The 20100-nt window shown below is 73.9% G+C and carries 18 protein-coding genes and 1 pseudogene; 8 read left to right on the plus strand and 11 right to left on the minus strand.

What is annotated here, in order from left to right; all coding sequences use genetic code 11:
* The 5 genes from BBK14_RS33045 to BBK14_RS33065 form a co-directional block, all read right to left on the minus strand.
* On the minus strand, positions 1-980 hold a 980-nt coding region (locus tag BBK14_RS33045), incomplete at its 3' end, for an acyl-CoA dehydrogenase family protein (protein WP_071067066.1).
* An 814-nt stretch (positions 981-1794) separates the two neighbouring features.
* Entirely contained in the window at positions 1795-2565 is a 771-nt protein-coding gene (locus tag BBK14_RS33050; RefSeq protein WP_071067067.1) for an SDR family NAD(P)-dependent oxidoreductase, read from the minus strand.
* 183 nt (positions 2566-2748) lie between these two features.
* Positions 2749-3786 (minus strand): LacI family DNA-binding transcriptional regulator, encoded by a 1038-nt coding sequence (locus BBK14_RS33055; protein WP_071067068.1) that lies wholly within the window; start codon positions 3784-3786, stop codon positions 2749-2751.
* A gap of 84 nt (positions 3787-3870) precedes the next feature.
* A complete protein-coding gene (nhaA, locus tag BBK14_RS33060) occupies positions 3871-5211 on the minus strand; it encodes a Na+/H+ antiporter NhaA (protein ID WP_198541505.1) in 1341 nt (446 codons plus the stop codon).
* A 142-nt stretch (positions 5212-5353) separates the two neighbouring features.
* The gene (locus tag BBK14_RS33065; protein ID WP_071067069.1) at positions 5354-6856 is read right to left on the minus strand and encodes a glycosyltransferase 87 family protein; all 1503 of its coding nucleotides are present in this window, start codon (positions 6854-6856) and stop codon (positions 5354-5356) included.
* Between the two features lie 112 nt (positions 6857-6968).
* Here BBK14_RS33065 and BBK14_RS33070 point away from each other — a divergent pair, with 112 nt between their 5' ends.
* A complete protein-coding gene (locus BBK14_RS33070) occupies positions 6969-8168 on the plus strand; it encodes a molybdopterin-dependent oxidoreductase (RefSeq protein WP_083391418.1) in 1200 nt (399 codons plus the stop codon).
* Entirely contained in the window at positions 8165-8704 is a 540-nt protein-coding gene (locus BBK14_RS33075) for a hypothetical protein (RefSeq protein ID WP_241832054.1), read from the plus strand. The genes BBK14_RS33070 and BBK14_RS33075 overlap by 4 nt, the downstream gene beginning before the upstream one ends.
* On the opposite strand, the gene BBK14_RS33080 is transcribed toward BBK14_RS33075, so the two are convergent.
* From BBK14_RS33080 to BBK14_RS33090, 3 genes are read right to left on the minus strand one after another with little or no spacing between them, the layout of a single operon-like run.
* A complete protein-coding gene (locus BBK14_RS33080; protein WP_083391419.1) occupies positions 8640-9335 on the minus strand; it encodes a class I SAM-dependent methyltransferase in 696 nt (231 codons plus the stop codon). The genes BBK14_RS33075 and BBK14_RS33080 overlap by 65 nt on opposite strands.
* Positions 9332-10054 carry a DUF2064 domain-containing protein gene (locus tag BBK14_RS33085; RefSeq protein ID WP_083391420.1) on the minus strand — a complete coding sequence of 241 codons (723 nt, stop codon included), beginning with the start codon at positions 10052-10054 and terminating at the stop codon, positions 9332-9334. The genes BBK14_RS33080 and BBK14_RS33085 overlap by 4 nt, the downstream gene beginning before the upstream one ends.
* Before the next feature lie 32 nt (positions 10055-10086).
* Complete coding sequence (locus BBK14_RS33090; RefSeq protein ID WP_071067070.1) at positions 10087-10794, minus strand: glycosyltransferase family 2 protein; 708 nt, start codon at positions 10792-10794, stop codon at positions 10087-10089.
* Positions 10795-10957: 163 nt separating this feature from the next.
* On the opposite strand from BBK14_RS33090, the gene BBK14_RS33095 reads away from it, so the two are divergent.
* The 6 genes and pseudogenes from BBK14_RS33095 to BBK14_RS41095 all read left to right on the plus strand — a co-directional run bounded on the left by BBK14_RS33095 (position 10958) and on the right by BBK14_RS41095 (position 16859).
* A complete protein-coding gene (locus BBK14_RS33095) occupies positions 10958-11689 on the plus strand; it encodes a response regulator transcription factor (protein ID WP_071067071.1) in 732 nt (243 codons plus the stop codon).
* A 3-nt stretch (positions 11690-11692) separates the two neighbouring features.
* Entirely contained in the window at positions 11693-12808 is a 1116-nt protein-coding gene (locus BBK14_RS33100) for a sensor histidine kinase (protein WP_071067072.1), read from the plus strand.
* 95 nt (positions 12809-12903) lie between these two features.
* On the plus strand, positions 12904-13950 hold the full coding sequence (locus tag BBK14_RS33105; RefSeq protein WP_071067073.1) for an NAD-dependent epimerase/dehydratase family protein: 1047 nt from the start codon (positions 12904-12906) through the stop codon (positions 13948-13950).
* 138 nt (positions 13951-14088) lie between these two features.
* Positions 14089-14337 carry a helicase associated domain-containing protein gene (locus BBK14_RS33110; protein WP_241832055.1) on the plus strand — a complete coding sequence of 83 codons (249 nt, stop codon included), beginning with the start codon at positions 14089-14091 and terminating at the stop codon, positions 14335-14337.
* Positions 14298-16504: pseudogene (locus tag BBK14_RS33115) on the plus strand (phosphoketolase family protein). The gene BBK14_RS33110 and the pseudogene BBK14_RS33115 overlap by 40 nt, the downstream one beginning before the upstream one ends.
* Positions 16497-16859, plus strand: a complete 363-nt coding sequence (locus tag BBK14_RS41095) for a hypothetical protein (RefSeq protein WP_241832056.1) — start codon at positions 16497-16499, stop codon at positions 16857-16859. Before BBK14_RS33115 ends, BBK14_RS41095 begins: the two are co-directional and overlap by 8 nt.
* Positions 16860-16901: 42 nt before the next feature.
* Here the strand turns inward: BBK14_RS41095 and BBK14_RS33125 are convergent, their stop codons facing one another.
* The 3 genes from BBK14_RS33125 to BBK14_RS33135 form a co-directional block, all read right to left on the minus strand.
* Positions 16902-17795, minus strand: a complete 894-nt coding sequence (locus tag BBK14_RS33125) for a universal stress protein (RefSeq protein ID WP_071067074.1) — start codon at positions 17793-17795, stop codon at positions 16902-16904.
* Between the two features lie 151 nt (positions 17796-17946).
* Positions 17947-19518 (minus strand): bifunctional aminoglycoside phosphotransferase/ATP-binding protein, encoded by a 1572-nt coding sequence (locus BBK14_RS33130; RefSeq protein ID WP_071067075.1) that lies wholly within the window; start codon positions 19516-19518, stop codon positions 17947-17949.
* Between the two features lie 273 nt (positions 19519-19791).
* Positions 19792-20100: response regulator transcription factor (locus BBK14_RS33135; protein ID WP_131802487.1), on the minus strand; the 309-nt coding region annotated here is incomplete at its 5' end.

The following is a 20100-nucleotide window of genomic DNA, read 5'->3' on the forward strand; positions in this document are numbered from 1 at the left end:
GTGAGTTCGATGGTGCCCGGGAGCAGGTCGCGGGCGGTGTCGTACAGGCGTTGCTCGGCGGTGGCGAGCAGCACCTTGTCGATCGACGTCTCCGGCCCGAGGTGGGCACCCTCGCCGAGGTGGCGCTGGGTGGCATGCGAGCGGCAGCGGATGGTGTGCAGCGCCAGGTAGGCCGCACCCAGATCCGCGTCCGCCTGATCACCCGGCACGGTCGTCTCGGTCACCAGCCGGTCGAGCCGGGTGAACAGGTGGGCGACCCTGTGCCAGAAGCAGGTGGAGCGCTCGTGCGGGAGCAGGTCCATCGCCATCTGCCAGCCGTCGCCGGGCTTTCCGAGCATGCGGTCGCCGGGGACGACCACGTCGTCGAAGAAGACCTCGGCGAACTCCTCGACACCGTGCATCATTTCCAGCGGGCGGACGGTGATGCCAGGGGTGTCCATGTCGACGAAGAACGCCGTGATCCCGCCGTGGCCCGGCGCGGTGCGGGTGAGCAGCACGCAGCGCTCGGAGTACTGGGCCAGGCTCGTCCAGACCTTCTGCCCGTTGACCACCCAGTCGTCGCCCCGGGGCTCCGCCCGGGTGGACAGCGACGCCAGGTCACTGCCCGACCCCGGCTCGGAGAACCCCTGGCACCAGCTCTCGGTACCGGACAGCAGCAGCGGCACCATCTCGGCCGCCAGCGCCGGCGACGCATAGGAGATCATGGTCGGGACAAGTACCTCGACCATCGAGTAGATGCCCGGTTCGGCCAGACCACGGCTGGCCACCTCCTCGCCAAGTACGGCGCGCAGGACCGCCGGGCCACCGAGGCCACCCACCTCGGCGGGCCAGCCGTGACGCATCCAGCCCGCGTCGTACAGGGCGCGACGCACCCGCGCGAGCTGAGCCACCTGCCCGTCAAGGGAGTGGTCAGGTCCTGGGGTCAGGTCGTTCTCGGCAAGCCACGCCTGGAGATCCGACCGGAAGTCCGCGACGTCCATCTCACGCGACCTCGGCGCGGAACACGGCAGCTACCGTTACGGGCTGTCGGTCTGCGAACTCGGCAGGTATCGGCATCGCGGTCCTCCCTGACCCGGCGGCGGAGGACCCGGCGCGGACGGCGGAGCGTACGACGCACCAGTCATCGGCGGCCGGCAGGGCTCCTACACACCACCCGGCTCCTGGCCGCCCACCCCATTCGATTCTCACTGGATGAGAAGAAGATTCTTTTCGGTGAGAGGAAGCTATCACTACACCACGCCTCCCGTCACCGCCGTCACGAGCTCGTACCCTCCCCTGCGCCGGGACGGCAACCCTGCCCAGGTCCCAGGCGTGCGCCAGCCTTCCTGGAGAGATCTTGATGGCTGGACTGGGACGGGAGCAAAGCGTGACGATCGGCGGCGAGCAGGTGCGTCTGCTCGCGCCGTGCCGCATCGACGACCTGGAGACGATCTCCCAGTTCAAGGAGGAAGCCCGCGAAGCGGTCCACCGGACACGGAGGCCCACGCGATGCTCCGCACGGTCCGTCGACACGTCGTATCCGATAACCCGTACCTCAAAATTAATGCACCCCATTTTCTCTTCCTACGCGCGTATCGACTTCGATATATGTGTGGGGTTGGTGATGCTGGTTCGCCCGAGAGGGCTGACCCACACGAAGGTCCCTTCCTCTGGTTGGGTGACTTTCCAATGGCCGCGCCGCCGACGAGTTCGGTTTTCCGTCCACCGTGATCGCCGTGAAGACCCACGCGGTAGAGGACGCCCTGCTACCGCTCCAGCGTTCCGGCCCGACGGGCGCCGGGCCGGAACGCACGGTCAGAGAGTCCGGAAGAGGCCGCCGTCGACGAGGATCTGCGCGCCGTTCACATAGCTGGCCGCAGCGCTCGCCAGGAAGACGCAGACGCCGACCATGTCTCCGGGTGCCCCAATCCGCTTCATCGGATTCATCTCGCCGGCCAGGCGCTTCGCGTCCGGGCCCCATGCCTTGGTTATGTCGGTGTCGAACGCGCCGGGAAGCACCAGGTTCGCGCGTACCTTGGGCGACCACGCGCCGGCCAGCCCGAGAGTCAGGGCGTTGAGGGCCGCCTTCGCCATGGCGTAGGGGAGATCGCTCGCGTTGGGGCGCAACGAACCCGCCGTCGTCACGTTGATGATCGACCCGCCGTCGCCGGCCGCCATCCTCGATCCCACGAGGGCGCTCAGCCGGAACGGGCCGCCCGCGTTCACCGCGTGGACCTTGTCGTAGAGCTCCTGGGTCACCGAGGTGAGGGTGTCGTAGACGGGGGACATCCCTGCGTTGTTCACCAGGACGTCGCAGCGGCCGAACCTGTCGTAGACCGCGTCGGCGAGGCGGTCGCAGTCGTCCCACCGGCCGACGTGGCAGGCGACGGGAAGCGCCCGCCGACCGGTCTCGGCCTCGATCTCGGCGGCCGCGGCCTGGCAGGCCTCGATCTTGCGGCTGGCGACGACGACGTCGGCGCCGGCCGCGGCGAGCCCCCCGGCCACCGCGCGGCCGATCCCCCGGCTGCCGCCGGTCACGACGGCGACCCGGCCGGTGAGGTCGAAGAGCTGGTCAGGTGTCTTCATCGTGTCGTCTGTCACCGTGCGAGTCTCGCCGATCGGCCGCTCGCATGGAGCGGGTCACCCCCGTGGACGAGGTCGACGGCGAGCCAGCGCGGACCGTGCCGCCGCGCACGCCGGTGGCACGCCGATGCCACTGCTCCCGGCCGCCGCACGCCACCCGCCGGCGCTCGGGCCCTTTGGCGGTGTTCAGGCGACGACGTCCGCCGGCCGGCGCCCGGTGGACGCCCGGACCACCAGCTCGGGTGCCAGCACGACCTGGCTGTGCTCATGTCCCGCGCGGTCGCGCGTCTCCGCCAGCAGCAGCTCGGCGGCGGTACGTCCCAGCAGCTGGCGCGGCCGCGCCACGGAGGTCAGCGGAACCGCCGCCACGGCGGCGAGCTCGATGTCCTCGTAGCCGGCCACGGCGAGATCGTCGGGGACGCGCAGGCCGAGCCGCGTCACCTGCTGCAACAGACCGAGGGCGACCATGTCGTTGGCGCAGAGCACGGCCGTGGGACGTCCGCTGCCGGACAGACCGGCCAGTCGTTCCCCGGCCCGGCGGCCGGCGGCGACGTCGGCGCCGCGGGTGTCGACCCGCAGCAGGCTGTCCGGGTCGGCACCGGCGTGCAGCAGGCCGCGGCGGGCGCCGGCGAGCCGGTCGGCGACCCGCCACTGACCCGGGCCTCCGACGAAGGCGATCCGGGTGTGGCCACTGTCGAGCAGATGGGACACGGCGAGCTCACCGCCGGCCACGTCGTCGACCGTCACCGAACAGATCCCCGGCCCGCCGGCGCGGTCGACGAGCACGACCGGTGTCCCCCGCCGCGCCAGCGACACCAGGGGCTCGTCGACCTCGCCCACCGGAGTGAGAAGGACTCCCTCGACGCGCTGCTGTTCGAGCAGGCTCAGGTAGGTCGCCTGCCGGCGGGACTCCTCGCCGCTGTTGCACAGGAACACCGCCAGCTCGGCGCGATCCGCGACCTCCTGGACACCGGCGCCGACGTCGGCGAAGACGGGATTGGCGGTGTCGGGCACCACGTAGGCGAGCAGCCGGCTGCCGCCGGCCCGCAGTTGCCGCGCGGACTCGTTGCGGACGAAGCCGAGGGTGGCGATCGAGGCGAGCACCCGTTCCCGGGTGGGCCGGGCGACCAGCTCCGGCCGGTTGAGCACGTTCGACACCGTGCCCAGCGACACCCCGGCGTGCGCCGCGACGTCCTTCACGCTCGGAACGTCCGTCCCGGCCATCGCGCCCCCTCCGGTCGTCCCTGGCCCTTCCCCCGATTGTCGTCCGGATCTCCCCCACGGTTGGCGTTGGCCATCTCGATGGCCTCAGCCGACGGTCGGTTCCTGGAAGACGTCGGGGATGCCGTCGGCGTCGCGGTCGACGGCCTCCCGCTCCGCCAGCCGGCGGTACACCCGGTTACGCGCCCGCAGCACGATCGAGGCGAGCAGTGCCGAGGCCAGCGAGCCGATCAGGATGGCGGCCTTGACGTGATCGTTCTCCGCTGTGTCGGCGCCGAAGGCCAGCTCGCCGATGAGCAGGGAGACAGTGAACCCGACTCCGGCGAGCACGGCGACGCCGGCGACATCCCACCAGGACAGGTCGGGGTCCAGCTCGGCCCGGGTGAACCGGGCGAGCAGGACGGTGGCACCCATCACCCCGATTGGCTTGCCCAGCAGCAGACCCATCACCACACCCAGGCCGGCCGGATCGGCCAGCGCGGCGCCGACGCCGCCGCCCGCGAGCGAGACCCCGGCGGCCATCAACGCGAACACCGGAACCGCGACGCCCGCCGAGACGGGACGCCAGGCGTGTTCGAACCGCTCGGACATCCCGGCGTGCTCGCCGGAGCGAGGGCGGGCCGGCACGGCGAACCCCAGCAGTACCCCGGCGATGGTCGCGTGCACCCCCGAGGTGTGCATGAGGGCCCAGGCGACGAGCGCGAGCGGGATGAGCAGCCACCAGCGGGTGACGCCGCGGTTCACCAGCAGCGCGAACACCGCGATGACCGCGAGGGAGCCCGCCAGCGGCGCGGGGCTGAGCCGGTCGGTGAAGAACACGGCGATGATCACGATCGCGAGCAGGTCGTCGACCACCGCCAGCGTCAGCAGGAACGACCGCAGCGCCGCCGGCAGATGCGTCGTGATGATCGCCAGCACCGCGACCGCGAAGGCGATGTCGGTGGCCGTCGGCACCGCCCAGCCCTCGGGGGAGCCGTCCACGGCCAGGCCGTTGACCAGCGTGTAGATGAGCGCGGGCACGAGCATCCCGCCAAGGGCGGCCACGATGGGCAGCGCCGCGCGGCTCGGTGATCTCAGATCGCCGAGGACGAACTCGCGTTTGAGCTCGAGGCCCACCACGAAGAAGAAGATCGCGAGCAGCCCGTCGGCGGCCCAGTGCTCCAGGTCCAGATGCAGGTGCAGGGACGCGGGGCCCACGCCGGTGTGGACGACGGTGGCATAGGCGTCCCGCCACGGTGAGTTCGCCCAGACCAGCGCCACCACGGCGCCCGCGAGCAACAGCAGGCCGCCGACCGTCTCACTGCGCAGGATCCCGGCGACGTACCGTGCCTGCGGCCAGGTCGGCCGGGCCAGCAGCCGCGGCCGGGACACCGACGAGCCGGAGCCCGAGGCAGGGCCGGGCGCGGGGGCTGGGGGAACGCTCGGCATCGGCTGGTCTCCTCGGTCGGCGCGGTCGCGCGGCGCCGCCCCGACCTCACGAAGGGTGACCATCCTGAACCGGTCGTCCCTGGCTGTGAGGGCGCGACGCGCCACCTCGCCGACCAGACTTCCCGGCACACCGGGACCAATCCTACCGAGCGCACCGCGACGCTGCCGGCCAACCGGGCGCGCCGCTGGATCGAGCCCGGATCCGGCGGACCGCGGCGGTCAGCGCGACCGCGGCGGCGCCCAGGACGTAGCCGCCGGGCCGGGCGTAGACGTCCTCGACGGCCAGGTCCCGGAACAGCGCCATGTACAGCACATACGGGCCGACGGCGACCGCCGCCCATTCGAGCCGGCCGGCGAGGACGGCGAGCGCGACCAGCAGCACCCCGTACCAGGGCTGGGCCGGGGTCGCGACGAGGAAGGCCGCCCCCACCAGCCACAGCGCGCCACGCTCCACCGGCAGGCGGGCGGGCTCCGAGCGCCACACCGCGAGGACGACGCCGGCGAGCACGACGCCCGCGGCCACCTTCGCCGCCGTCCCGGTCAGACCCAGCAGGCCCAGCAGGAGGAAGCGGTGTCCCTGCGCGTAGCCCTCGACCGACAGGTACTTCGGCAGGAAGCCGACCACGTCCGTTCCCACGGCCGCCACGTGCGGCAGATAGGACAGGCCGACGACCGCGGCCGCCGCGCCGAGGACGGCCACGGGGCGCCGCCGGGCGGCGGCGGGCAGCAGCAGCGCCGGGTAGAGCTTCACCGCCACCGCGGCGCCGAGCAGCGCGCCGGCCGCCGCCGCCGTCCGGGTGGTCGGGCGCGGGCGTGGACGCGCACCGGGCCGCGCGAGCAGCGCCAGCGCCGCGACAGCGAAGATCACGGCCAGGACGTCGACATGGCCGTCCATGCCGATGTCGATCCCGGCCGAGGGCCCCCAGGCGTAGGCCGCGGCCAGGCCGGGATGGTGGCCGAACCGCGGCAGCACCCGGATCAGCAGGCCGGTCAGCAGCAGCGACAGCACCGCGGCGTAGAGCTGGATCTTGTTCTCCCGCGGCGGCCCGGGCAGGTGGTGGACGGCCACGAAGTACGCCTGGGCCACCGGCGGGTAGATCGTGTGCGCGGTCGGGTAGTTGATCCGCGTGCAGCCGGAGCCGCGGCCGAGGGCGGCACAGCCCACCGGGTCGGGCCACAGCCAGCTGTCGCGGAGCCCGGCCAGCTCCGCGGAGTTGGTCGCGTAGTGGTACGGGTCGATGCCCGCGGCGGAGACCTTGCCGTCCCAGGCGTAGCGGTAGAGGTCGTCACTCATCCGCGGTCCGGAGGTGAGGGCGAGGAGGTGCACGGCCACCGCGCCGACCAGCAGCACGGCGGTGACACCGCGTCGGGGCGCGGCCCGGACGAGGGCGGCCACCGCGGCCAGAGCCAGCGCCCACCAGCCGAGAGCCAGGTAGAGGACGGCCGGCCCGCCGGGCAGGGGCCCGGGCTGCGCGATCACGGCACACTCGGTGGCGAGCGCGCCGGCCAGCAGGACGACCGCCACAGCCAGCCATCGGCGCCCGGCGCCCGGCGGGTCGGCGGCAGCCGGCACCGGCCCCTCGTCCCGCGCTGGGCCGCCGAGACGGATCGCGTCGTCTCGGGTGCGGTGGGGGCTGACGGCCATGGGGCCAGCGTGCCCACGCTCAGACCCGCCCGGGACGACCGGCGCGCGACATCCTCGAATCGTAAGGAGATGATCAGCGGCCACGGCGGGCCGGCGTGYCTACGGTGCGCGCGTGGATCTCATCGACCGCGAGCTGCCGGCGCCACCGGAGCGGCTGCGCCGCGGGCCGTTCCGTCCCGGCGCCTTCAGCAGCCGCCTGCACGACCCGCGGCTGGCCTCGCTGCTCGGCATCTGGCTCGGGGTCGCGTTCGGCACGGCGTTCGCCACCGGGCTGGTCTCGCACTTCATGCAGCATCCGCCGGGCTGGTTGCAGTGGCCGTCCCGGCCGGCGTGGCTCTACCGGCTCACTCAGGGCGTGCACGTCGCCACCGGGCTCGCGTCCGTTCCGCTGCTGCTGGCGAAGCTGTGGACGGTCTACCCGCGGCTGTGGGAGTGGCCGCCGGTGCGCACCGTCGCGCACGCCCTGGAGCGGATCACCATCATCCCGCTGATCGCCGGGGCGATCTTCCAGCTCGCGACGGGCATCGCGAACATCGCCCAGTGGTATCCGTTCCGCTTCTTCTTCACCGTCACGCACTACTGGGTCGCCTGGATCACGATCGGCGCGCTGGTCGTGCACATCGCCACGAAGATCGTGGTCGTCCGGGCCAACGTGGGGCGCGGGCGGGCCGGGCGCGCGGGACTCACCGACCGCGTGAGCCAGCCCGAGCCGGCCGGCGACGGGCTGTCGCGGCGCGGGTTCGGCCTCGCCGTGGGCACCGCGGCCGGTGTGATCACGGCGACGACCGCGGGACAGTTCGTCCCGGGCCTGGGTGGCACGGTGCTGCTCGCGCCGCGCCGGCCCGATCTCGGGCCGCAGCACCTGCCGGTGAACCGGACGGCGGTCGCGGCCGGCGTGCTCGCCCTGGCCCGCGACCCCGGCTACCGACTGACGGTCGGCGGCCCGCGGCCGTTCACCCTGTCCGCGGCCGAGCTCTTCGCGCTGAGCCGGGCGACGGTGGATCTGCCGATCACCTGTGTCGAGGGGTGGGCGGCCGACGCGACGTGGACGGGGGTACGGCTCGTCGACCTGTTGGAACGGGCCGGGATACCGGCCGGCGCGACGGTGCGGGTCGAGTCCCTGGAAACCCGTGGCGGCTACCGGGCCAGCGAGGTCGACCCGCCGCACGCGCGTGATCCCAGGACGCTGCTCGCGACCCGGCTCGGCGGCGAGCCGCTCGACCTCGACCACGGCTATCCGGCGCGGCTGATCGCGCCGAACCGGCCGGGAGTCCTGCAGACGAAGTGGGTGCACCGGGTGGTGATGCTGTGACCGGCCACGACGCTGCCGAGGCCGAGGCCGAGGCCGGGGCCGGAGCCGGAGCCGGAGCCGGAGCCGGAGCCGCTCCTGGGCGAGGCGGCGGCCTCACGCGGCTTGCGGTGGCGCTGACGGCGCTCGGCGGGCTCGCGGCACTCGGCTACGGGATCGACGGACTGCTGAGCGAGACACGGGCCACCAATCCGCACAACTCCCTGCGGTGGCTGATCGCCGGCGTCCTGGCCCACGACGTGCTGCTGGTGCCTGCGGTCGCGCTGGTCGGGCTGCTGCTGAGCCGCGCCGTCCCGGGTCCGTACCGGGCGGTGGTCCAGGGTGCGCTGATCGTCTCGGGCTCGGTGGCGGCGGCGAGCCTGCCGCTCTGGCGGGGCTACGGCGGCACCCCCGGCAACGCGACGGTCGACGCGCTGCCCTACGGGCGGAACCTGCTGATCGTGCTCGGGGCGGTCTGGGCCGCCGCCACGGTCATCATGGTGTTCCGGCGACGGCGGTCCCGGCGGTCCCGACGGACTGGACCGGCTCGAGGCATGTGACGTACCGACTCGCCCGCTGCCGCACCTCGGTCACGGTGAGCCCGGCCTCGGCCGCCAGCGGGCCGATGCCGTCCACTCCCACGGCGGCCCAGCGGAACGGCGCGCTGGCGAGGGCGGCGGTCTCCAACGTGGTCCAGTAGCACTCCGTCGGCCGTCCGGGGCCGTCGACCTCGACCAGGATCCTGCCGCCGGCGGCGAGCAGCTCCGCCGCCCGGAGCAGCAGCCGCGCGGGATCGCCGCCGATGCCGATGTTGCCGTCCGCCAGCACGATCTCGCGCCAGTGGCCGCTGCCCGGCACGGGGCCGAAGACGTCCAGGCACATCGCGGCCGCCCCCGCCCGGCGGGCCAGCGCGACCGCACCGGCGGCGATGTCGATACCGAGCGCCCGCACGCCGCGGCGGGCGAGCGCCGCGGTGATGCGCCCGGGGCCGCAGCCGACGTCGAGCGTCGGGCCGGCGCAGCCGTCGACCAGCGTCTCGTCGCCCGGGGCGAGCCCGCCGAGCCACAGGTCCAGCGGCAGCGGGCGGCGCCCGCCGGGGTGCGAGGCCCACAGCCCGTGGCCCGGTGCGCGCAGGGCCGCCTCGTAGACCCCGCGAGCATGCGGACGTTCCCTGGTCGAGTGGGTGGTCACCGCTCCCCCGCCGGTCTCGCCGCGACACCGGGGCACAGCCCCAGCTCGTGGACGGCGGCCGCGAACCGCCCGCCGGGAGCAAGCGCCGCCACCGGGGCCACGTCCGCGGCGGTGTCGACGTCCCGTAGGACGGGCAGCTCGACCACGCCCAGCCCCGCCGCGCGCAGCCGGGCGAGCTGGCAGGCGCCGGTGTCCGGTGTGGACGTCGCCACTCCCCGCACGAGGCCACCGGCCGAGGCGCGCAGTCCCAGCGCCCACCAACCGCCGTCGAGGGCCCGCCCGAGGACGGCGTCCGCGCCGGCGCGCAGCTCCAGCAGGGCCGCGACCAGCTCGTCCTGGCCGATCTGCGGAGTGTCCATCCCGATCAGCAGGGCGGGCTGCCCGCGGACGGCGTCGAAGGCCGCCGCCAGCCGGGTGTCGAAGGAGCCGGTGGCCTGGGCTACGACGGTGAACCCCGGCGGCAGCCAGGGGCCGGGCTCGCCGTCGAGGACGACCATCGGCCGGGCGCCCAGCGAACGGCAGGCGCCGGCGACCGCGTCGAGGGTGTCGGCGAGGGCCGCGGCCGCCAGCCGGGCGGCCTGCACCGGGCTGTACGGCGGGGTGAGTCTGGTCTTGACCCGGCCGGGCACGGGTGTCTTGGCGATGACGAGCAGGTGCGGCCCACCGCCGGAACCAGACCGCCTTCGATCAGCCCTCCCGGGAGCGGGCCGGTCAGGCACCGGCCGGTCGGCCGCCGGAGCCCGCTGGCCGCTCACGGCAGCCGGCGCAGGATCGCCGACATGTCCCGGACCGCGCGGACGGTGCCCGTGGCGGTGCCGGTGACCTTGGATTTCCCGCTCCGCGGCAGATAACGGACGTCGGTCTCGACGATGTTCCACCCGGCCGCGGCCGCCCGGGCGACAAGCTCCAGTGGATAGCCGAAGCGGCGGTCGGTCACCCTCAGGCCCAGCAGGTCGGCCCGGCGGGCCACCCGCATCGGCCCCAGGTCGCGGATCCGCACGGCGCAGCGCCGGCGCGCGGCGGCCACGACCACGGCGTTGCCGGCCCGCGCGTGCGCGGGCCAGGCCCCGGCGGTGACGGGCCGGCGCCGACCGAGGACGAGGTCGGCCGGCCCCCCGCCCGCGCCACCGCCGGGGCCCGCGGTCAGCAGCCTGACGAGGCGCGGCAGATCGGTGGGGTCGAGGGACGCGTCGGCGTCGCAGCAGCAGACGATCGGCGCGGTCGCCGCGAGCAGGCCGGCGTGGACGGCCGCGCCGTAGCCGCGCTCGGCGGCCTCGACCACGGTGGCGCCGAGCTCCCGGGCCAGGTGCGCCGAGCCGTCCGTGGAGCCGTTGTCGGCGACGATCGCGCGGTACCCGGCCGGCAGGCGCGACAGCACCCACGGCAGCGCGGCGGCCTCGTCCAGGCACGGGAGGATCACGTCGACCGCGCCGGGCGGCGCACCACTGTCAGCGACCATGGGCCGCACGCTAGTCACCGAACGTGCTCGCACTTCTTACGAAACGAGGACGTCCGGGGCTCGCGACGCTGGCCGCCGCGGCCGCGGCGGACCGAAGATTACGAATCCCGAACGTCCGACCGCGCCCGCCGGCCGGCCTGCCTCGCGCGTCTACCGTGGGCCCGTGGCCCGTGTCCTGCTCGTCGACGACGACACCACGGTGTCGGACGTCGTCAGCCGCTACCTGTCCAACGCCGGCTTCGAGGTGGACACCGCGGCCGACGGCTGGGCCGCGCTCGCCACCGCCGAACGGCGCCCGCCTGACCTGGTCGTCCTCGATCTGATGCTGCCGGGCCTGCCCGGCCTGGAGGTCTGCCGGCGGCTGCGGGCCCACGGCCACGTGCCGGTGGTGATGCTCACCGCCCTGGGCGCGGAGTCGGACCGGATCACCGGCCTGGAGACCGGCGCTGACGACTACGTGACCAAGCCGTTCTCACCGCGGGAGCTCGTGCTGCGGGTCCAGTCGGTGCTGCGGCGCACCCACGAGCCGCCGCCGGGTGTTGCGGGCCGTCCGGTGCTGCGCGGTGGCGGCCTGGTCGTCGACGTCGCCGGGCGGACCGTCTCCCGGGACGGCCGGGAGGTGTCGCTGACGGTCCGCGAGTTCGACCTGCTCGCGTTCCTGCTGCGGCATCCCGGTGAGGCGTTCTCCCGGGCGGTGCTGCTGGAACGGGTGTGGGGCTGGACGTACGGGGACACCTCTACGGTCACCGTCCACGTCCGCCGGCTCCGGGAGAAGATCGAGCCGGATCCGACCTCGCCGGCCGTGCTCACCACCGTGTGGGGCGTGGGCTACCGCTGTGACCTGGCCACCGTCGCCGGCCCGGCTGTCGGTGCCGACCCGGCCGCGGGCGGCTGAGCCGTGGGAGCGAAGCTGGAGATCGCCGCGATCGCGCTCGCCTGCTCGATCGCGGCCCCGGCGATCGCGGCGCCGGTGCTGCACCGGTTCCGCCGGGCGTCGCTGGGCGTCTGGGGAGCCGTGGTGATCGCGGTCGGCGTGATCGGGATGGCCGCCGGGGTCGCCGTCACGGCGCGGATGATGTTCCTCTCCAACCATGATCTCGACGTCGTGCTCCTCGTCGTCGCCGTCTCCGGCACGGTGACCGCACTGATGATTTTCTGGCTCGGGCTGCCGGTCGCGCGGGCGTCCTTCGCGCTCACCGAGGCGGCCGGCCGGCTCGGTGACACCACCTACCGTCCACTGGCGACGGAACCGCCCAGCGCCGAGCTGGCGGCGATCTCCCGGGCCCTCGACGCCACCCACGCACGCCTGCTCGCCGCCACGGAACGTGAGCGGGCGCTGGAGGCGAGCCGTCGGGAGCTGGTCTCCTGGGTGAGCCACGACCTGCGAACGCCCATCGCGGGGATCCGGGCCGTCGCCGAGGCCCTCGTCGACGGTGTGGTCGACGACTCTGAGACCGTCGCCGCCTACCACCGGACGATGGTGGCGAACAGCGAGCGGCTGACGACACTCATCGACGAGCTGTTCGAGCTGTCCAGGCTGCACTCGGGCGCCCTCGAGCTGAGCCTGGAGAACGTCCGCGTCGCCGACGTGGTCTCCGATGTGATCTCCACGGCCGACCCGATCGCCCGCGCCAAGGGCGTCCGGCTCACCGGGCGCGCCGATGAGACCGACCGCTTCGAGGTGGACGTCGTCGAGGTCGGCCGGGTGCTGACCAACCTGGTGGCCAACGCGATCCGACACACTCCGAGCGACGGCACCGTCGCCGTCGCCGCGACGGTGGTGGACGGGCGCGCCGAGCTCTCCGTCTCCGACGCCTGCGGCGGGATACCGGCGGCAGACCTCGGTCGGCTCTTCGACACCGGATACCGCGGCGAGCGCGCGCGGACACCACCGGGCGCCGGGATCGGGCTCGCCATCGTCCGGGCCGTCGTCGAGGCGCACGGCGGCGAGGTGAGCGTCCACAACATCACCGGGGGATGCCGGTTCGTCGTCGGCCTGCCCGTCGCGTCCTGATCCGCCGCCGGCACGGCGGCACGGCGGCGCGCCGGCACGGCGGCGTCAGCGGTTCGTAAGATCCCGCACCGGAAACCGGCGGTAGCGTCCGCGACGTGCGCGTTCTCGTCACCGGCGGCGCCGGTTTCATCGGCTCCCACATCGTCGACGTCCTGCTCGCCGCCGGCGACGAGGTGCGCGTCCTGGACGCGCTGCTGCCGGCCGCGCACCGCCACCGGCCCGAGATCGACGACCGCGCCCAGTTCCTGGAGGGCGACGTGCGCGACGCGGGCCAGGTCCGCGCCGCGCTCGACGGGGTGGACGCCGTCTGCCACCAGGCGGCCATGGTCGGGATGGGCGTCGACCTCGCCGACCTGCCGGCCTACGCGTCGCACAACGACCTCGGCACCGCCGTGCTGCTGGCCGGGATGGTCCGCGCCGGGATCCCGCGGCTGGTCCTGGCGAGCTCGATGGTCGTCTACGGTGAGGGCGCCTACCGGTGCGCGGCGGACGGCCCGGTGCGCCCCGCCCCCCGGCGGGAGGCCGACCTGGCCGCGGGGCGGTTCGAGCCGCCCTGCCCGGCGTGCGGACGTCCACTCGAGCCCCGGCCGGTCACCGAGGACGCGCCGCTCGACCCGCGCAGCGTCTACGCGGCCACCAAGCTGGCCCAGGAGAACCTGGCCTCCGCGTGGGCGGCGGCCAGCCACGGAACCGTCATCGCCCTGCGCTACCACAATGTGTACGGCCCGCGGATGCCGCGGGACACCCCGTACGCCGGGGTCGCCGCCATCTTCCGCAGCGCGCTGGAGCGGGGCGAGCCGCCGGCGGTGTTCGAGGACGGCGGCCAGCTCCGCGACTTCGTCCATGTCACCGACGTCGCCCGCGCGAACGCGCTGGCGCTGCACCGGCGCGAGGCGGAGCCCGGCCGACTGACGGCGCTGAACATCGGCAGCGGCCGGCCGCGCACCATCGGTGACCTGGCGCATGCCCTCTCGCGGGCCCACGGCGCGGCCGAGCCGGTGATCACCGGGCGTAGCCGCGCGGGGGACGTCCGGCACGTGTTCGCCTCCTCCGACCGGGCCGGTGACGTCCTCGGTTTCCGGGCCGCCGTCGACTTCGACAAGGGCGTCGTCGACTTCGCCCACGCACCGCTGCGCACCTGACCAGCGCCGGGAAGGACGTTCTACCCGCCGGCACCGGGCCGAAGAGCACTTCCCGCCCGACCCCGTGGTGAAGAAAGTTGCGGGGTGGAAATCCGACGATCCGCAGGCAGCGGATCAGGCGGGAAGGCGATGAGGGCCGTGACCGGTGATCACAGGGCCGCCGCCGACGACGCGCGGCGGTCCAGACGGCTGGAGCGGGGCGTCGGGCGGCTGTCCGCGGCGCAGGAACGGGCGGAGGACTCCCGGTTCGACCAGGGGCTGGCCGCGTTGCGGGCCTACGCGCACGCCCGGGGCGACACCCTCATCCCGGACGGCTACCTCGACTCGGACGGCTTCCCGCTGGCGGCCTGGAGCACGGGCTCCACGAGGCCCAGCTGGACGGGCTGATCGCCTACTGGAACGCGGCGAACTACCTGACCGCGGCGCAGATCTACCTGATGGACAACCCGCTGCTGCGCCGGCCGCTGCGCCGCGACGACATCAAGCCGCGGCTGCTGGGCCACTGGGGGACGTCCCCGGCCCTGAACCTGGTCTACGCCCACCTGAACCGGCTGGTCCGCCGGACCGGCCAGGATGTGCTCTACGTGGCCGGCCCCGGGCACGGCGGGCCGGCGCTGGTCGCCAACACCTACCTGGAGGGCACGTACTCGGAGATCTACCCGAGCGTGTCGCGGGACGTCGCCGGGCTGACCCAGCTCGTGCGGAGGTTCTCGACCCCCGGTGGTATCCCGAGCCATGTCAGCGTCCCGACGCCGGGGTCGATCCACGAGGGCGGCGAGCTCGGCTACGCGCTCGTCCACGCGTTCGGCGCCGTGTTCGACCACCCCGATCTGCTGGTCGCCGCCGTTGTCGGCGACGGCGAGGCCGAGACCGGCCCGCTGGAGGGCAGCTGGAAGGGCGTCGACTTCCTCAACCCGTCCCGCGACGGCGCGGTGCTGCCGATCCTCAACCTCAACGAGTACAAGATCGCCAACCCGACGGTGCTCGGCCGGCTCTCCCGGGAACGGCTGAACCACCTGTTCGCCGGCCACGGGTACGACGTCCTGTGGGTGGAGGGGGACGACGTCCGCGCGGTGCACCGTGCGTTCAGCGCCGCGCTCACCACAGCGCACAGCCGCATCCGCGACATCCAGCGGACGGCCCGACGTCCAGGTGCCACCGTCACCGAGGCGCCGATCTGGCCGATGATCGTGCTGCGGACCCCGAAGGGCTGGACCGGCCCGCACGAGGTGGACGGCGTCCTTGTCGAGGGGACGTTCCGAGCGCACCAGGTGCCGCTGGCGGGGGTGCGGGACAATCCCGAGCATCTCGCCCAGCTCGAGGCCTGGCTGCGCTCCTACCAGCCCGAGCGGCTGTTCGACGCCGACGGCCGGCTGGTCCCCGAGCTGGCGGCGCTCGCCCCGGACGGCCCGGCCCGGCTCGGCGCCACCAGCTACGCCAACGGCGGCGTGCGCACCGAGCCGCTGCGGCTGCGCGACTGGCGGGCCCACGCCCTCGACGTCGACCCGGCCCGCCGTGGCAGCCTCGTCCACGAGACGACCCGGCCGCTGGGCGAGATGCTCGCCGACGTCTACCGGGACAATCCGACCACCTTCCGGGTCTTCAGCCCGGACGAGCTGGCCAGCAACCGCCTCGGCGCGATCCTGGACGTCACCGACCGCTGCCTGGTCGCGCCGATCGACCCGCGCGACGACCGGGTCAGCCCGGCCGGCCGGGCGATGGAGGTCCTCTCCGAGCACCTGTGCGAGGGCTGGCTGGAGGGCTACAACGGCTTCTCCCACCAGGGGCCGGGGCTCATCGACACGGTCGTGCCGCTCTCGCCCGGGTCGCCCGGATCTGGCTGCCGCCGGACGCGAACAGCCTGCTCTCGGTCGCCGACCACTGCCTGCGCAGCCGCGACCACGTCAACCTGCTCGTCGCCGACAAACAGTCGCACCTGCAGTACCTGACCGCCGACGAGGCCGCCGAGCACGCCGCCCGCGGCGGGTCGGTCTGGGACTGGGCCGGCACCGAGACCGACCTCGACCGTGAGCCCGACGTGGTCCTCGCCGGGATCGGCGACGTGCCGACACTGGAGATCCTCGCGGCCGCGGACCTGCTCCGCCGGTACGTGCCCAGCCTGGCCGTCCGGGTCGTCAACATCATCGACCTGATGGCCCTGCTGCGCTCGGACCTGCACCCGCACGGGTTCTCGACGCCGATGTTCCGCGCGCTGTTCACCGACTCGACGGACGTCGTCGTCGGCTTCCACGGCTACAGCCGGGCCGTCCACCAGTTGCTGCACGGCCGGGCGAACCCGCAGCGGTTCCACGTCCGCGGGTTCACCGAGCAGGGCACGACCACGACGCCGTTCGACATGGTCGTCCGCAACGGCCTGAGCCGGTACCACCTGGCCCAGCTCGCCGTGGAGTTCGCCCGGACCACCCGTCCCGGCACCGACCGCCTGGTCAGCCACTGCCAGGACCAGCTGACCCGCCACGAGGCCCACGTCACCGAGCACTTMGAGGACCTGCCCGAGATCCGGGAGTGGACCTGGCCGGGCCGCGATGCCTGAGCCGGACCGCGGGCTTGCGGGGCCGCCACCGGGCGGGGCGGACGTCTCCCGGAGCTCGCCGAAGGTCATGCCAGCGGGTGACCCCGCGCCGGTGAACGCTCTGACGGCGCGGGGCACCCTGAACTGCATGCGATGGAGCACCAGCAACGGTTACCGGGTCGAGGAGACGATCATTGCGATGGACGGTGGGCGGCGCGCTCGCGTCCTTCGCGTCACCCGTGACGGTCTGGCCGTCGGGGATTTCGCGGCGTGGGGTGAGCTGCTCACCGACATCGACCTCGGCCTCCCCTTCGAGGAGCACGGCGAGGCCCCGGGCGCGGGCAGGCCGCCGGCAGCGGACCGCACCGCCGCGTGACGTGAGGAGCACTTCCACGCCGCGGTGCGGCTGACCCCGCGGTTAGCCGGCTGCCCGGACGACGGCGACCGGGCAGCCGGCGTGGTGAACGCACTGGTGGCTGACCGAGCCGAGGAGCAGCCCGGCGAACCCGCCGTGCCCGCGGGAGCCGACGACGAGCAGGCTCGCGTCGGTGGACACCCGGAGCAGGCCGGGCGCCGCCGCGTCCTCGACCAGCACCCGCTCGACACGCAGGCCGGTGTTCTCCACCTGTGCCCGCGCGACGCAGTCGTCCAGCAGCGCCTGCGCCGACTTCTCCAGGGTCGGGACGTCCAGCCCCGCGTACGCCCCCGGGTAGAGCGGGGCCGCCGGGAACCAGGAGTGCACGACACGCAGGCTGGTCTCACGCGACCTGGCCTGCGCCGCCGCCACCCGCACCGCCGCGACCGAGGCCGCGGAGCCGTCCACACCGACGACCACCGGACCCGTCGGCCGGAGGTGACCGGCCCGCACGACGACCACCGTCGACCTCGCCCTGTGCAGGCAGACGTCGGTGACCGAACCGGCGAGCAGGCGGTGCTTCCGGTTGGCCCCGTGCAGCCCCACGACCAGCATCTCCGCCTCGGCGGAGGCGTCGAGCAGCGCCTCGGCCGCATCCCGTCGCTCCACCTTCTCGACCATCGCGGTGGGCCGGGAGAGCTTGGCGGCGCGGCCGATCGCGGTCTGCAGCACGTGGTAGGCCGCGGCCTCGGTCTCGTGTTCGCCCGCCGTCCCGGCGCCCGCCTTCTCCGCGCCCGCCGTCGCGGTCGCCGAGGACACGGCGGGCGGGCAGTGCTTCGGATCCCAGGCGAGCATGACGGTGAGCGGGGAGTCCTGCCTGCGCGCCTGCGCCATCGCCCACCGCAGCGCCTCCTCGGCGTCGGCCGACCCATCCACTCCGACCACGATTCCGGCCATCCCACTTCTCTCCTTCACTGCGGGACATCGACGCGAGGGCATCTGTCAGGGATCCGCGTCCACCGGTGCGTCGGTCGGTGAACCCCTTCGGGGGACGGCGGCGCCAGGCGCCGCCTGAAACTCAGCGGCGACGCCGGGCACCGCCCGGGTGTCAGTCGACGACCCGCCGGGCGGCGGCGACCGTCTCCTCGACGGACCCCGTGGTGTCGATCTCGAACGCGGCCGGCCAGAGGTCGGCGCGATCGGCCATCGCCGCGTGAATCACGCCCGTCGCGTCCGAGGCGTCCGCACCGGTCCCGCGAGCCCGCATGGACCGCCGGGACTCGATGCGGGCGACGGCAACCGGCGCCGGGGCCACACAGCGCACCTGCGCCAGGTCGGCGCCGGTCGCCTTCGCGGTTTCGGCGGCGAGTTCCCGGAACAGCCCGGAGGACCAGGATGCGTCGAGCACGACGCTCTGGCCGCGCTCCAGCGCCTGCCGCGCCCTCGCGATCAACTCGGCGTAGCTGTGCTCGGTCGCCTCGGCATCGTAGATCCCCGCACCGGGGGCGACGTCGACCGCGACGTCCGGGGCCAGTCCGGCCAGTTCCTTGCGCACCACGTCCGAGCGCAGCAGCACCCATTCGTCCTGCCCGTCGACCAGGCCGCTCGCCAGCGTCGACTTGCCCGTGCCGGGCAGCCCGCCGACCAGCACCAGCCGCACCCGGCCCCGGCGGAGGTGCGCCAGCGCGATGTCGGCGAGCCGGCGCGCCTCCTCGGCGGCCTCCGGATCGCCCTGGTGGTCGCGGATGCACGCGATGCGCACCCGGACGAACGCCCGGTAGGCGATGTAGAGGTGCTCCAGGGACGCCGGATGGGTCTCGCCGGAGAACTCCCGGTACGCGTCGAGGAACGTCCGGGCCGCCGCCGGGGCGCCGAGCCGCTCCAGGTCCATCGCGAGGAACGCGACGTCGGCGAGGACGTCACCGACCCGCAGCCGGCGGTCGAAGTTGATGCAGTCCAGCACCCGCGGGCCGTCGTCCAGGCAGTAGATGTCGTCGGCGAGCAGGTCACCGTGCCCGTCGCGGATCCGCCCGGCGCGCTGCCGCTGCGCCAGCAGGGGCGCCCGGCCGGCCAGGTACCGCAGGGCCAGCCGGCCGATCTCGTCGACGGTGCCGGCGTCCAGGATCAAGCCTCGGAAGGGCGCGACGGCGTCCATCGCCTCCAGCCACAGCGCCTCCAGGTTGGCGAGCCCACCGGCCCGGGAGATCTCCGGCGAGGTCTCGCACCGCTCGTGGAACGCCGCCATCGTGCGGGCGATCACGCGCAGCTCGTCGGTCAGGTCGGCGCCGCCGCGCACCAGCTCCGACAGCCGGCGGTCGGCGGGCATCCGGCGCATCACGACCATGTGGTCGCGCGGGTGACCCTCTTCGTCCCGAATGTCGGCGACGCCGAGGTACACGTCCGGGGCCAGCCGCCGGTTGAGACGCACCTCGTCCTCGCAGGCCGTGAGCCGCGCGTGCCGGGTGCGGAGATCCACGAAGCCGAGGTCGACCGGCTTGCGCAGCTTGTAGACGCGGTCCTCGGTCAGGAAAAGGATCGCAGTGTGCGTCTCCACGGTCTCCCGGTTGTCCAGATGGAGTTCCGGGGCCGGCTGCTTCTCCGTCGCCCCGACCTCCAGCTCTCCAGAGAAATCGGAAGCGAGATCCGCTTTGTCCGGCACCGAATTCTTCTGAACCAGCATCCGATGTCTCCAGACGTGTTCGGGACGATATCGCCACGACCATCGACGTGTGGTTCACCGGTGCCGGCCGAGCGGTCCGGGCTCCGGGATCGTCCGTCGTGGTCCGACTCCCTCCACGGGAAACGATCCCCTATTCGGGCCGGGCCGTCAGGGGACGATCGGGACGCCGGGCCGGCGGACCTCCAGCCCCGTGACGACGGGACCTTCGGGCAACCCGCCCACCCATCGCCTGTGCGGGGGGCAGCCGGCGGCCACCCCCCGCACACGCCCGGGCTACTCCCCGGTCTGCTTCATCAGGTAGACGGCGGCCTGCGTACGGCTCGCCAGGCCGAGCTTCTCCAGAATGCTCGACACGTAGTTCTTCACCGTCTTCTCCGACAACCCCAGCCGTGTGCCGATCTGCCGGTTCGTCAACCCGTCCGCGATCAGCTGCAGGATCTCGCGCTCCCGCTGGTTCRGCGTCGCCATCGCCGGGTCCTCGCTCGGCCCGTCCCGCAACCGCTCCAGCACCCGCCTGGTCACCGACGGAGCCAGCAGCGACTGCCCCGACGCCACCGTCCGGATCGCCCCCACCAGGTCGTT

Source organism: Parafrankia soli, assembly GCF_001854695.1.
GTDB classification, from domain to species: Bacteria; Actinomycetota; Actinomycetes; order Frankiales; family Frankiaceae; genus Parafrankia; species Parafrankia soli.

Bases quoted from the DNA above. Each gene is read 5' to 3' on its own strand.
- BBK14_RS33050 (WP_071067067.1), bottom strand. From the start codon at position 2,565: ATGAAGACACCTGACCAGCTCTTCGACCTCACCGGCCGGGTCGCCGTC.
- BBK14_RS33055 (WP_071067068.1), bottom strand. From the start codon at position 3,786: ATGGCCGGGACGGACGTTCCGAGCGTGAAGGACGTCGCGGCGCACGCC.
- nhaA (WP_198541505.1), bottom strand. From the start codon at position 5,211: ATGCCGAGCGTTCCCCCAGCCCCCGCGCCCGGCCCTGCCTCGGGCTCC.
- BBK14_RS33065 (WP_071067069.1), bottom strand. From the start codon at position 6,856: ATGGCCGTCAGCCCCCACCGCACCCGAGACGACGCGATCCGTCTCGGC.
- BBK14_RS33090 (WP_071067070.1), bottom strand. From the start codon at position 10,794: ATGGTCGCTGACAGTGGTGCGCCGCCCGGCGCGGTCGACGTGATCCTC.
- BBK14_RS41095 (WP_241832056.1), top strand. From the start codon at position 16,497: ATGCCTGAGCCGGACCGCGGGCTTGCGGGGCCGCCACCGGGCGGGGCG.
- BBK14_RS33125 (WP_071067074.1), bottom strand. From the start codon at position 17,795: ATGGCCGGAATCGTGGTCGGAGTGGATGGGTCGGCCGACGCCGAGGAG.
- BBK14_RS33130 (WP_071067075.1), bottom strand. From the start codon at position 19,518: ATGCTGGTTCAGAAGAATTCGGTGCCGGACAAAGCGGATCTCGCTTCC.